Genomic DNA, 13,540 nt, shown 5'->3' on the forward strand with positions numbered 1-13,540 from the left:
TTTTATTTACAATAACTATCTTTAAAATTCGAAAACCATTGCGTAAATAAAAATGTTAAAACCAAAGATAGATTAGATATATTCATTATTTTTACCGCCGTTTAACAAAAAAGAAGAGATAATATGAGCAAGAAAAAAGATTTAACATTTGATGTTTTAATTGAAATTCCAAAAGGAAGTAGAAATAAATACGAATACGATTTTACGTTAAATAAAATTCGCTTTGATAGAACATTATTCTCCTCTATGATGTATCCTGGAGATTATGGTTTTATACCAGAAACTTTAGCCTTAGATAAAGATCCTTTAGATGTTTTAGTACTTTGTACTGAACCAACTTATCCAATGGTTGTTATTGAAGTTAAACCAATAGGTGTATTTCATATGACTGATGAAAAAGGACCAGATGAAAAAATAATTTGTGTTCCTGTAGAAGATCCTATTTGGAATAAAAGAAAAGACATTTCTGATATTAACCCACATAGAATTCAAGAAATTGAACACTTTTTTCAAGTATATAAAGATTTAGAAGAAAAAAAAGTAGATGTTGGTGGTTGGGGAAATGCTGAAGAAGCAATTAAAATTTATCACAAATGTGTAGAACGTTATGAAAATAGCGAACACAAAAAGAAAAGAACTTTTACAATATAATTGTAAAATTGCTAAAATAATTGTGTAATCTTAAAATATAGTGGCTTTTTTTTATCACATTTATTTTACTACATTTAGCACCGTTTATTAAAATTAACTTATATAACTAATCAAATATGGAATCAATAGTGAAATTTTTACCGCTTTTTGGTGTTTTAGCCTTAGCGTTTGTATTCATTAAAAGTGCTTGGGTCAATAAACAAGATGAAGGTGAAGACCGAATGAAAAGGATAGCAAAAAACATTGCAGATGGAGCAATGTCATTTTTAAAAGCTGAATACAAAGTATTAGCAATTTTTGTAGCAGCAGTTGCTGTATTATTATATTTTAAAGGCGCATCAGAAGTTGGGTCTAGTGGAATGGTTGCTGTTTCTTTTATAATAGGAGCTATCTGTTCTGCTTTAGCTGGTTTCATTGGAATGAAAGTTGCAACAAAAGCAAATGTAAGAACAACACAAGCTGCAAGAACATCATTAGGTAGCGCTTTAGAAGTAGCTTTTGCTGGTGGTGCAGTAATGGGGTTAGGCGTTGTAGGTTTAGGTGTTTTAGGTCTTAGTATATTATTTATAGCTTATCAAAACATATGGCCTGGTGCAGATAATTTAACTTTAGTACTAAATGTACTTTCAGGTTTTTCTTTAGGTGCATCATCTATTGCATTATTTGCAAGAGTTGGTGGTGGTATTTATACCAAAGCAGCAGATGTTGGAGCAGATTTAGTTGGTAAGGTAGAAGCTGGTATACCAGAAGATCATCCTTTAAACCCTGCTACTATTGCAGACAATGTGGGTGATAATGTTGGTGATGTTGCTGGTATGGGAGCAGATTTATTCGAATCTTATGTTGGTTCTATTATTGGTACAATGGTTTTAGGTGCATTTATTATAACGCCTAATTTTGATGGAATGGGAGCTGTATATTTACCTTTAGTACTAGCAGCTGTCGGAATTGTAATGTCAATTCTAGGTTCGTTCTTTGTAAAAGTAAAAGACGGTGGAAACCCACAAACTGCATTAAACATTGGTGAATTTGGTTCAGCAGGATTAATGGTAGTTGCATCTTATTTTATTATAGAAAATATGTTAACAGGTACATCTAGTTTACCTCATGGTTCTATGGGTGTATTTTATGCTGTAATTGCTGGTTTAATTGCTGGTTTGGCTGTTGGAAAAATTACTGAATACTATACTGCAACTGGCAAAAAACCAGTTAACTCTATAGTTAAACAATCTGAAACTGGTTCTGCAACAAATATAATTGCTGGTTTAGGTGTTGGTATGATGTCTACTGCAATTCCAATTATTTTAATTGCTGCTGCAATTATGGTTTCTCATCATTTTGCAGGATTATATGGTATTGCTATTGCTGCCGTTGGTATGTTAGCAAATACAGGTATACAATTAGCTGTTGATGCTTACGGACCAATATGTGATAATGCTGGTGGTATTGCTGAAATGGCAGAATTACCGAGTGAAGTTAGAGAACGTACAGATAAATTAGATGCTGTTGGTAACACAACTGCAGCTGTAGGTAAAGGATTTGCTATTGCTTCTGCAGCTTTAACGGCTTTAGCATTATTTGCTGCTTTTATGAAAACTGCTAACGTAACTGCTATTGATGTATCTCAACCAAAAATTATGGCAGGTTTATTAGTTGGTGGTATGTTACCATTTGTATTTTCTGCCTTATCTATGAATGCTGTTGGTAGAGCTGCAATGGCTATGATCGAAGAAGTTCGTCGTCAATTTAGAGATATACCTCAATTAAAAGCTGCGCTTGAAGTAATGAGAGCTGTAGATTCTGATATGTCTAAAGCTACAAAAGAACAACGTGCTATTTTTGATGCTGCTGATGGTGTCGCTGAATATGATAAATGTGTAGATATTTCTACAAAAGCATCTATTAAAGAAATGGTTTTACCAGGCTTACTTGCTATTGCAGTACCTGTAGCTATTGGTTTTATAGGTGGCGCAGAAATGTTAGGAGGATTACTAGCAGGTGTTACAACTTGTGGTGTTTTAATGGCAATCTTTCAGTCTAATGCTGGTGGAGCTTGGGATAATGCAAAGAAAACTATTGAAGAACAAGGCAGAAAAGGAACTGAAGCTCATAAAGCTGCTGTTGTAGGAGATACAGTTGGAGATCCTTTTAAAGATACTTCTGGCCCTTCTTTAAACATCCTTTTAAAATTAATGTCTGTTGTAGCATTAGTAATTGCACCTAGTATTGCTTTAAACAGTACTGCCGTTTCTGATTATAATTCTAAAAAAGAAGTTAAAGTAGAAATTAAACAAACTACTGGAGATTTAGCAATGGCTACAATTACTACTACAAAAACTATTGATGGTAAAGTAACAGAAGAAATTCAAGAAATTGAGGGAACTGTTGCTGAAATAGAACAAAAAGCAAAAGAAGCTGGAAAAATTGTTTCTGTAAATGTTGAAAAAAACAAAAATGAAATAACAGAAAAAGTTGAAGTTATTGTTAAAAGCGAATAACTTTTTCAAGTAAATACATATAGAAACAGCCCCCAAAAAGTTAGACACTTTTTGGGGGCTGTACATTTTGGGTGTTTTGTAAAAACAAAAAACTACTAATATGCATAACGTTGTGGACCTCCTCTTCGGATTTCCTCGTTAGCAAATTGTTCGAATTTTTTAAAGTTATGTCTAAATGCATTCGATAATTTAAATGCCGTTTTATAATACGCATCATCGTTATTCCAAGTAGACCTTGGGCTTAACAACTCTGTTGGAACACCAGGACAAGTTCTTGGTTGTGCTACTCCAAATACAGAATGAATATGATAATCTTCGTAAGTATAATCTCCTAATTTGCCTTCTAACACAGCAGTAATCATTGCTCTTGTATACTTTAAAGGCATTCTTCTACCAACGCCATATTTACCACCAGACCAACCTGTGTTTATCAACCAAACATTTACACCAGCATCTTTCATTTTTTTACTCAACATTTCTGCATATCTTGTTGGATGTAAAGGCATAAATGGCGCACCAAAACAAGCTGAAAAACTCGGCATTGGCTCATTAACTCCAGCTTCAGTACCTGCTACTTTTGCTGTATAACCAGAAATAAAATGATACGCAGCTTGGCTAGGCGTTAATTTAGATATTGGAGGCAAAACACCAAAAGCATCAGCAGTTAAAAAGAAAATATTTTTTGGATTTTTACCTATTGATGGTTTTTTAATGTTTTCTATATGATAAAGAGGATAACTAACTCTTGTATTCTGAGTAATAGAAGTATCTTCAAAATCGATAACGCCATTAGCATCCATAATAACATTTTCTAAAATTGCACCTTTTTTTATGGCTGCAAAAATTTCTGGTTCTTGTTCTTTTGATAAATTAATTACCTTAGCATAACAACCGCCTTCAAAATTAAAAACAGTGTTTTCTGCTGTCCATCCATGTTCATCATCACCAATTAAACTTCTATCTGGGTCTGTAGACAAAGTTGTTTTTCCTGTACCCGATAATCCAAAAAAAATAGCTGTATCACCATCTTTACCAACATTTGCAGAACAATGCATAGGCAACGTATTTTTAAATACAGGTAGAATAAAATTTAGCGCAGAAAAAATTCCTTTTTTAATTTCACCAGTGTAACCAGTACCACCAACCAATGCAATTTTCTTACTAAAATTTAAAATTGCAAAATTATGCTGACGCGTTCCATCTACATCTGGATTTGCCATAAAACCAGGAGCATTGACCACGGTCCATTCTGGAGAAAAATCTTTTAATTCTTCTTCTGTAGGACGTAAAAACATATTGTAAGCAAACATATTGCTCCAAGGATATTCATTTACAACTCTTATATTTAACTTATAGTTTTTATCTGCACAAACATAACTGTCTCTCACAAAAATTTCTTTTTCAGATAAATAAGCACCCACTTTTTTATACAAGGCATCAAACTTTTCTGTGTCAAAAGGAATGTTAATATCACTCCACCAAACTTCATCTTTTGTTACATCATCTTTTACAATAAAACGATCTTGTGGAGAACGCCCTGTAAACTCACCTGTGTTTACCGCAATTGCGCCTAAAGAAGACTCTTTTCCTTGTTCTTTTTTTAAAGTTTGGTTATGTAATTCATCAGAAGTTAACTGATAACGAATTGTTGCATTTTTGATTCCTAGACTTTTTAACGAAATCGATTTCGTATTTGTATCTACCATATCAATATTTTTTGATGTTTTATATCGTAGCAAAATTAAACAATATTTTAAAACCTGTATAGAGTTGATAAAGAATTATTATTAATTTAAGTATTTTTTAATTTCTTTATGAATATGATAATCATTAAAAGCCAGCCTGCTATCAAAGTAAAACCACCAATAGGAGTTACAAACCAAATAGATTTAGCGGTTATTGATGTTAAATGAATTGTATAAATAGAGCCTGAAAAGAATAGAATTCCTAAAAGAAAAATAGTAGTAATTGTATTTTTTTGAGCTACTGTAAAGCCGTTATAAATATTAACAAACAACAAGACAATTACGTGATACATTTGATAACGAACACCTGTTTCAAAGCTTAATAATTCTTGTGGAGTTAAAATATCTCTTAAAGCGTGAGCTCCAAAAGCCCCTAATACAATAGCCAATAGTCCTAAAAAACACGTAATAATTAAATTTTTAAACATTTTTAATGGTTTTTGTTGAAATTTAAACAAAAATAGTATATTCGTATGACTACAAAATACGTTATTATTGATGAAAAACATTCTAATTATTGGTGCTGGAAAATCTAGTTCTTATTTAATTAAATATTTACTAGAAAAATCTGTAGATGAAAATTTATATTTAATTATTGGTGATATTTCTACTGAAAATGCAGACAAACTAATTAAAAATCATAAAAATGCAGAAAGTATTATTCTAGATGTTTTTAATGCAGAACAGCGTCAGAAATACATCAAAAAAGCTGACATTGTAATTTCTATGTTACCAGCAAGATTTCATTTAGAAGTGGCTAAAGATTGCATCACCTTTAACAAAAATATGGTTACTGCTTCTTATATTTCTGAAGAAATGAAAGACTTAGATAAAGCTGCAAAAGAAAAAGGCTTAATTTTTATGAATGAAATTGGTGTAGATCCAGGAATAGATCATATGAGTGCTATGCAAGTCTTAGATAGAATTAGAGATAATAACGCTAAAATTTTACTTTTTGAATCTTTTACTGGCGGCTTAATTGCTCCTGAAAGTGACAATAATCTTTGGAATTATAAGTTTACTTGGAATCCCAGAAATGTTGTTTTAGCAGGACAAGGTGGCGCTGCAATGTTTATACAAGAAGGTACTTACAAATACATTCCTTACCACAAATTATTTAGAAGAACAGAATTTTTAAACATAAATGGTAGCGGAAAATTTGAGGCTTATGCCAATAGAAATTCACTAAAATACAGACATATTTATGGTCTAGATAATATACCAACTATGTATAGAGGAACCATTAGAAAGGTTGGTTTTTCGAGAGCTTGGAATATTTTTGTACAACTAGGAATGACAGATGATTCTTACACAATAGAAGATTCCGAAAATATGAGTTACAGAGATTTTGTAAACTTATTTTTAGCCTATTCTCCTTCAGATTCTGTTGAACTAAAATTGCGTTCGTATTTAAAAATAGATCAAGATGATATTATGTGGGAAAAATTAATTGAATTAGATATTTTTAATCCGAATAAAAAAATTGGAATAAAAAATGCAACACCTGCACAAATGCTTCAAAAGATTTTATCTGATTCTTGGACTTTAAAAGAAGATGACAAAGATATGATTGTAATGCAACATCTTTTTGGCTATGAATATAAAGGAGAAAAACGCCAAATAGAAAGTAGTTTGGTTGTAATTGGCGAAAACCAAAGATATACAGCTATGGCAAAAACAGTGGGTTTACCAGTAGGTATTGCAACCCTAAAAATTCTAAAAGGCGAAATTAATACTCCAGGTGTTTTACGCCCTATTTCTAAAGAAATTTACATTCCTATTTTAAAAGAACTAGCAGAATATGGCATAAAATTTACCGAAAAGAAAGTTCCGTATTTAGGTTATAATCCAAATCACGTAACAGGATAATTACATCTTTAAATAAAAATCTTTTGTTAAGTTGATATATGCTTCTGTATAATTATGCCTAGAATTTTCTATAATTAAATGTTCTTCTTTTATTTCTGATGGATGAAAAGAAAACGTTAATAAACTTCTTTTTATTTCTGATGATGGATTGCCCTGAACTCTACAAACGCTATTTAAAAATAAGTGATTCTCTTTTGCTAAATTGATAAAACTTTCTTCTTCTTTATAAGGAATGATAACTGAGAATTTTCCGTTTTCTGATAAAATTTTTGAAACTCCAGAAATTAATTCAGAAAAAGACAAAGACGATGTAAATCGCGCCTTATTTCTTGCAATATCTTCGGTTTCAAAATCATCCGTATAAAATGGCGGATTAGAAACAATTAAATCATACGTTTCTTCTTCATCTGCAATTTCATCAGCAAATTCTTGAAAAGAAGCATTATAACAATACAATCTGTCTCCCCAATCAGATTCTTCAAAATTCTGAACACTTTGTTCGTATGCATTTTCATCAACCTCAACAGCATCAATTGTCAATGCATCAGAACGTTGCGCTAACATTAAAGAAATGACTCCAGTTCCAGAACCAACATCTAAAATTGAATCTGAAAAACTATCCATAGAACACCAAGCTCCTAACAAAACACCATCAGTTCCTACTTTCATTGCAGTTTTATCTTGATGGATTGTAAATTCTTTAAATTGGAATGGTTTCTTAATAATGCTTTCTATTTTTAAATTAAAAATTCTGCACATTTTAAATACGCAGAACTTTTTTAAATTTAATACTTTCTAACTTTAAAAACTTTTTTGCAGAAAGGAAGGGATTCGAACCCTCGATACGTTACCGTATACACACTTTCCAGGCGTGCGCCTTCGACCACTCGGCCACCTTTCTAAATACATTAAATATTAAAAAATTGACTATTAAAAGATTAAAAAAATATTAAATCTTTCAGTCATTTAATTTTTCAATAATATCAAGACAAATAAAGCTCTATTAATCCGTTTGGAGTTTCTACTTCTATTGTTTTATTCTCTCTATCCACTTTTTTGATAAAATCATCAATCATCGGGATAAAGATTTCTTTACCTTTTCTATCAATTTCAAAAAGAGGTTGTGCAGCTTTGTCATTAATATGAACAATTGCTCCTACTTCTCCAAAATTAGCATCAACAACTGTAAAGCCAATTACTTCGTGAAAATAAAATTTATTTCCTTCTAGTTTTGGTAATAAATCCATTGGTAAATAAATACCGCATTTTAAAATCGAATCCGCTGCTGCTTCAGTGTAAATATCTTCAAACTGAACACGCAATTGATTTCCTTTATGCAGCGAACTTTTTTCAATAAAAAATGGAACCAAATTTGTGCCGAATTCAACATAAACTGATTCCATATTTTTATACAACTCTGGTTCGTCTGTATCTAATTTGATAACAACCTCACCTTTAAAACTATATTTTGTTACGATTCTGCCTAAATAAAAACATTCTTCTTTACGCATTATCAACTAACTTTATAATTTACTCAGTTGCTTTTTCTTGAGCTTCATCAATTGTTTCTTTAGCTTCTTCAGCTTCAGCAACAACTTCTTCAGCAACCTCTGCAACTTCTTCTACAACGGGTTTAGCTGCTTCAATTCTAGCTTCATTAACTGCTTTTTCTGCTGCTAATGCTGCTGCTTTTGCTTCAGATTGAGCTTTAGATAAACCAGCTTCTTTATCAGCAATTTTAGTTGCCTTTTCTTCTAACCAAGCTGCAAACTTTGCATCTGCTTGTTCTTGAGTTAAAGCTCCTTTTCTTACACCGCCCGCTAAATGATTTTTTAACATTGCACCTTTGTAAGATAAAATGTTTTTAGCAGTATCTGTTGGTTGTGCTCCATTTTGTAACCATTCTACAGCTTTGTCAACGTTTAAATCGATAACTGCAGGGTTTACATTTGGGTTATACGTTCCTAATTTTTCTAAGTAACGTCCATCTCTTTTTGCACGGGCATCAGCAGCAACAATCCAATAGAATGGTTTCCCTTTTTTACCGTGTCTTTGTAATCTAATCTTTACAGACATAATTTGTTAATTTTTTAAGGTTCTCGACCTCGATTATTAAAAATCTTACCATCTCGTGATAAGTGGGCGCAAAAATACAAAACCTTTTTAAACTAAAACCTTAATTTTCAATATTTTTTAGGGCGTTTTAACGGGCTTTCGCTACTCGCTTTTTTTCATTCTTCAAAAAGAGCTCAAACAAACCGCTCAATCCCTAACGCAGTTAGCGGTTATCAAAAATAAAAACTTATGACCTATAAAACTTAAAATCAATCAAAAACCGTTAATAACTTCCGCCTAAAAACTCATCTTAAAATTGTAATTTTACAGTTTACTTAAATACTTTCTATGTACTTAATTTTTGATACTGAAACTACAGGTTTACCCAAAAGCTGGAATGCTCCAATTACTGATACAGACAACTGGCCTAGATGTATTCAAATTGCGTGGCAATTACACGATGAAATGGGAAATTTATTAGAAAACAACGATTTTCTAATACAACCAAACGGTTTTAACATTCCTTATGATGCAGAAAGAATTCATGGAATTTCTACTGAATTAGCTAATGAACAAGGAATTTCTTTAGACAAAGGTTTAGATTTATTTAATGAAGCGTTAAAAAAAACAAAGTTTATAGTTGGTCAAAATGTAGGTTTTGATATTAATATTATGGGGTGCGAATTCCATAGATTAGGTGTAGAAAACAACTTGGCTTCTCTCCTAGTTTTAGACACTTGTACAGAAAAAACGGCGCTACTATGTCAAATTCCTGGAGGTCGTGGCGGAAAGTTTAAATTACCAACTTTAACAGAGTTACACAAGCATTTATTTGGTATAGATTTTGCGGAAGCACACAACGCAACTGCCGATGTTGAGGCAACCACACGTTGTTTTTTAGAGTTGATTCGTTTAAGAGAATTTACCAAAGAACAATTAGATGTTGATGCAGAGTATTTCAAAAATTTTTCTGAAGCAAATCCAAAACCAATTCAGGTGATTGGTTTAAAACACATCAATCTAAAAAAAGAAAGTGATAAAATAAGAAAACGTCTTGAACAACTTAAAGACGTTGAAGAAACAAAATCTACATCAGAAGGGTTAGCCGAATTAAAAGACGTTCAATTTGCACATTTACACAACCATACACAGTATTCTGTTTTACAATCTACAATGCAAATTGGCAACATTGTAAAAGCCGCTGCAAAAGACAATATGCCAGCTGTTGCAATGACTGATACTGCAAATATGATGGCTTCTTTTCATTTTGTGAGTGCAGTTTTAAATCATAATAAAACTGCAGAAACTCCTATGAAACCCATAATTGGTTGTGAGTTTAATATCTGTGAGGATCATAAAAATAAATCGCAAAAAGACAATGGTTATCAAGTAGTTTTATTAGCAAAAAACAAAAAAGGATATCACAATTTGGCAAAAATGTCTTCCATCGCTTTTGTTGATGGATTCTATTATGTTCCTAGAATTGACAAAGAAGTCATCAAAAAACACAAAGAAGATATCATTGTCTTAACGGGCAATTTATATGGTGAAGTTCCCAGTAAAATATTAAATGTAGGAGAAAAACAAGCCGAAGAAGCTTTACTTTGGTGGAAAGAAGAATTTCAAGATGATTTTTATATTGAGTTGATGCGTCACAATCAACAAGATGAAAACATTGTTAATGAAACATTATTAAAGTTTTCTAAAAAACATAATATTAAAGTAGTTGCTACTAATAATACTTTTTATCTAAACAAAGAAGACGCTAATGCACACGATATTTTGTTATGTGTAAAAGATGGCGAAAAGCAAGCCACACCAAAAGGAAAAGGTCGTGGTTACAGATATGGTCTTCCAAATGAGGAATATTATTTTAAATCTTCGGATGAAATGAAAACCTTGTTTGCAGATTTACCAGAAGCTATCATTAATATTCAAGAAATTGTAGATAAAATTGAAATTTTCACTTTAGCTAGAGACGTTTTATTACCTGCTTTTGATATTCCAAATGAGTTTAAAGATGAAAAAGATGAAAAAGATGGAGGAAAGCGTGGTGAAAATAATTTCTTAAAACACTTAACTTTTGAAGGTGCTAAAAAACGGTATGGAGAAATTACAGAATCCATAAAAGAACGTTTAGATTTTGAATTAGAAGTTATCGAAAAAACAGGTTATCCAGGTTATTTTTTAATTGTGGAAGATTTTATCAGAGAAGCCAGAAATATGAATGTTGCTGTTGGTCCAGGTCGTGGTTCTGCTGCAGGTTCTGTAGTTGCTTATTGTTTGTGGATTACCAATATAGATCCTATTAAATACGATTTACTTTTTGAGCGTTTCCTAAACCCAGAACGTGTTTCTATGCCAGATATCGATATCGATTTTGATGATGAAGGTCGTGGACGCGTAATGGATTATGTAATTGATAAATATGGTGCAAATCAAGTAGCTCAAATTATTACTTACGGAACAATGGCAGCAAAATCATCAATAAGAGATACTGCCAGAGTTTTAGATTTACCACTTTTTGAAGCCGATAGAATTGCCAAATTAATACCCGGAATTAAGCTTAAAAATATTTTTGGTGATGATGCTAAAAGTAAAAGTAAAGTTGATGGATTAAGAGCAGAAGAAAAACAATTGGTTGAAGAATTAAAAACCATTTCTTATGGTAATGATTTAGCTTCAGAAACGGTAAACAAAGCCACCATTTTAGAAGGTTCTGTCAGAAATACGGGTATTCACGCCTGTGGCGTTATTATTACTCCAGGAGATATTACCAATTATGTTCCTGTAGCATTGGCAAAGGATTCTGATATGTATGTTACCCAATTTGACAATTCTGTAGTAGAATCTGCAGGTTTGCTAAAAATGGATTTCTTAGGATTAAAAACCCTGACTTTAATTAAAGATACCGTTAAAATTGTAAAGGCCAGACATGGGGTTCAGTTAGATCCAGAAAATTTTCCTTTGGATGATGAAAAAACGTATGAGTTATTTCAAAAAGGAGAAACCGTTGGTATTTTTCAATATGAATCTCCAGGAATGCAAAAACATATGCGCTCTCTAAAACCAACTGTTTTCGCAGATTTAATTGCAATGAATGCTTTGTATAGACCAGGACCTATGGAATATATTCCGAGTTTTATCAACAGAAAACATGGGACAGAAGATATTGAGTACGATTTGCCTGCTATGGAAGAATATTTGGCAGAAACTTACGGAATTACAGTATATCAAGAGCAAGTAATGTTACTCTCACAAAAATTAGCAGATTTCACCAAAGGTGAAGCCGATGTTTTGCGTAAAGCAATGGGTAAAAAACAAATTGCGGTTCTAGATAAAATGAAACCAAAATTTGTTGAGCAAGCTGCTGCAAACGGTCATGATGAAGAAAAATTAGAAAAAATTTGGAAAGATTGGGAAGCCTTTGCAAGTTATGCTTTTAACAAATCTCACTCTACTTGTTATGCTTGGATTGCTTATCAAACTGCGTATTTAAAAGCACATTATCCTGCAGAGTATATGGCTTCTGTGCTTTCTAATAATATGAATGACATTAAATCTGTATCGTTTTTTATGGAAGAATGCAAACGTATGGGATTAGAAGTTTTGGGTCCTGATTTAAATGAATCTTACTTAAAATTTTCAGTTAATAAAGAAGGTGCTGTTCGATTTGGAATGGCAGCTGTAAAAGGTGTTGGTGCTGCTGCAGTAAAAGCCATTATTAAAGAAAGAAAAGAAAATGGAAATTATTCATCCATTTTTGATTTAGCAAAACGTGTAGATTTACGTGCCGCTAATAAAAAATCTTTTGATAGTTTGATAAAAGCAGGTGCTTTTGATTCTTTTTCTGACACACATAGAGCGCAATATTTTGCCATTGATGAAAAAGGAATGACTTTTTTAGAACGTGCTATGAAATTTGGAAGCAAGTATCAAGAAAATGAAAATTCGGCACAAGTTTCTTTGTTTGGAGAAGCTTCTACCATACAATTTCCAGAGCCAGATATTCCGCAATGTGAAACTTGGGGAACTATGGAGCTTTTATCGCAAGAAAAAGAAGTAATTGGTATTTATATTTCTGCACATCCTTTAGACGATTTTAAAAATGAATTAAAATTTTGCAACGCAACTTTACATCATTTTAAAGGTGATATTGCAAAATATGTGGGAATGAATTTAGCTTTTGCAGGGATAGTTTCTGATGTTCAGCATAGAGTTTCTAAAGCCGGAAAAGGTTGGGCTGCATTTACTATTGAAGATTATGGAGATAGTAATGAGTTTCGAATTTTTGGCGAAGATTATTTAAAAATGAAACACTTTTTAGTACCAAATTCTTTCTTATTTGTACGTTGTACAATTCAACTAGGATGGACTAATAAAGAAGGTGTTACAGGAGAGCCAAGACTAAAATTTACAGAAATGAAACTCTTACACGACATTATGGATGAATTGTCTAAAAAAGTTACCATTCAGCTTCCTTTAGAAGAAATTAATGCAGAAACTATTTTAAATTTAGAAACTATTTTAAAAAATAATCATGGAAAAAAGTCTTTACATTTTACGGTTTGGGATGCTAAAGAAAAGATAGAAGTGAATTTGCCAAGTAGAAATACTAAAATTCATATTACGAATGAATTATTAGCGACTTTAGAAAGTCAGCAAATAAAATATAAATTGAATTAGTTTTGGAGTTCATTAAACCTTTCAGGTTTTAAAAAC

Annotated in this window: 9 protein-coding genes and 1 tRNA gene; 4 read left to right on the forward strand and 6 right to left on the reverse strand. The window is 31.9% G+C overall.

Annotation, left to right across the window (positions count from 1 at the left end; genetic code table 11):
- Positions 1-123 precede the first annotated feature (123 nt).
- Together ACY2RX_RS03595 and ACY2RX_RS03600 are read left to right on the forward strand one after the other, a co-directional pair.
- Positions 124-651 carry an inorganic diphosphatase gene (locus tag ACY2RX_RS03595; protein ID WP_490102600.1) on the forward strand — a complete coding sequence of 176 codons (528 nt, stop codon included), beginning with the start codon at positions 124-126 and terminating at the stop codon, positions 649-651.
- 116 nt (positions 652-767) lie between these two features.
- Positions 768-3,149: a sodium-translocating pyrophosphatase gene (locus ACY2RX_RS03600; protein ID WP_490102601.1), complete on the forward strand. Its 2,382-nt coding sequence runs from the start codon at positions 768-770 to the stop codon at positions 3,147-3,149.
- A 95-nt stretch (positions 3,150-3,244) separates the two neighbouring features.
- On the opposite strand, the gene pckA is transcribed toward ACY2RX_RS03600, so the two are convergent.
- Together pckA and ACY2RX_RS03610 are read right to left on the reverse strand one after the other, a co-directional pair.
- Positions 3,245-4,855 carry a phosphoenolpyruvate carboxykinase (ATP) gene (gene pckA, locus ACY2RX_RS03605; RefSeq protein ID WP_490102913.1) on the reverse strand — a complete coding sequence of 537 codons (1,611 nt, stop codon included), beginning with the start codon at positions 4,853-4,855 and terminating at the stop codon, positions 3,245-3,247.
- Positions 4,856-4,941: 86 nt separating this feature from the next.
- Entirely contained in the window at positions 4,942-5,322 is a 381-nt protein-coding gene (locus ACY2RX_RS03610; RefSeq protein WP_490102602.1) for a DUF423 domain-containing protein, read from the reverse strand.
- Positions 5,323-5,392: 70 nt separating this feature from the next.
- Between ACY2RX_RS03610 and ACY2RX_RS03615 the strand changes: the two genes are divergently transcribed.
- The gene (locus ACY2RX_RS03615) at positions 5,393-6,763 is read left to right on the forward strand and encodes a saccharopine dehydrogenase family protein (RefSeq protein WP_490102603.1); all 1,371 of its coding nucleotides are present in this window, start codon (positions 5,393-5,395) and stop codon (positions 6,761-6,763) included.
- Here ACY2RX_RS03615 and ACY2RX_RS03620 read toward each other — a convergent pair whose 3' ends face one another.
- From ACY2RX_RS03620 to ACY2RX_RS03635, 4 genes are all read right to left on the reverse strand, one after another.
- Entirely contained in the window at positions 6,764-7,522 is a 759-nt protein-coding gene (locus ACY2RX_RS03620) for a tRNA1(Val) (adenine(37)-N6)-methyltransferase (protein ID WP_490102604.1), read from the reverse strand.
- Positions 7,523-7,579: 57 nt separating this feature from the next.
- Positions 7,580-7,664: transfer RNA gene (locus ACY2RX_RS03625), tRNA-Ser, on the reverse strand.
- Positions 7,665-7,746: 82 nt separating this feature from the next.
- Positions 7,747-8,274, reverse strand: a complete 528-nt coding sequence (gene rimM / locus ACY2RX_RS03630) for a ribosome maturation factor RimM (RefSeq protein WP_490102605.1) — start codon at positions 8,272-8,274, stop codon at positions 7,747-7,749.
- Positions 8,275-8,293: 19 nt separating this feature from the next.
- The gene (locus ACY2RX_RS03635) at positions 8,294-8,839 is read right to left on the reverse strand and encodes a 30S ribosomal protein S16 (protein WP_490102606.1); all 546 of its coding nucleotides are present in this window, start codon (positions 8,837-8,839) and stop codon (positions 8,294-8,296) included.
- A 327-nt stretch (positions 8,840-9,166) separates the two neighbouring features.
- Here ACY2RX_RS03635 and dnaE point away from each other — a divergent pair, with 327 nt between their 5' ends.
- On the forward strand, positions 9,167-13,504 hold the full coding sequence (gene dnaE / locus ACY2RX_RS03640) for a DNA polymerase III subunit alpha (protein WP_490102607.1): 4,338 nt from the start codon (positions 9,167-9,169) through the stop codon (positions 13,502-13,504).
- The last annotated feature ends 36 nt before the right edge of the window (positions 13,505-13,540 follow it).

The sequence above is a fragment of the Polaribacter sp. 2405UD43-2 genome (genome assembly GCF_058147125.1).

Bases quoted from the DNA above. Each gene is read 5' to 3' on its own strand.
- ACY2RX_RS03595 (WP_490102600.1), top strand. From the start codon at position 124: ATGAGCAAGAAAAAAGATTTAACATTTGATGTTTTAATTGAAATTCCA.
- ACY2RX_RS03600 (WP_490102601.1), top strand. From the start codon at position 768: ATGGAATCAATAGTGAAATTTTTACCGCTTTTTGGTGTTTTAGCCTTA.
- pckA (WP_490102913.1), bottom strand. From the start codon at position 4,855: ATGGTAGATACAAATACGAAATCGATTTCGTTAAAAAGTCTAGGAATC.
- ACY2RX_RS03610 (WP_490102602.1), bottom strand. From the start codon at position 5,322: ATGTTTAAAAATTTAATTATTACGTGTTTTTTAGGACTATTGGCTATT.
- ACY2RX_RS03615 (WP_490102603.1), top strand. From the start codon at position 5,393: ATGAAAAACATTCTAATTATTGGTGCTGGAAAATCTAGTTCTTATTTA.
- ACY2RX_RS03620 (WP_490102604.1), bottom strand. From the start codon at position 7,522: ATGTGCAGAATTTTTAATTTAAAAATAGAAAGCATTATTAAGAAACCA.
- rimM (WP_490102605.1), bottom strand. From the start codon at position 8,274: ATGCGTAAAGAAGAATGTTTTTATTTAGGCAGAATCGTAACAAAATAT.
- ACY2RX_RS03635 (WP_490102606.1), bottom strand. From the start codon at position 8,839: ATGTCTGTAAAGATTAGATTACAAAGACACGGTAAAAAAGGGAAACCA.
- dnaE (WP_490102607.1), top strand. From the start codon at position 9,167: ATGTACTTAATTTTTGATACTGAAACTACAGGTTTACCCAAAAGCTGG.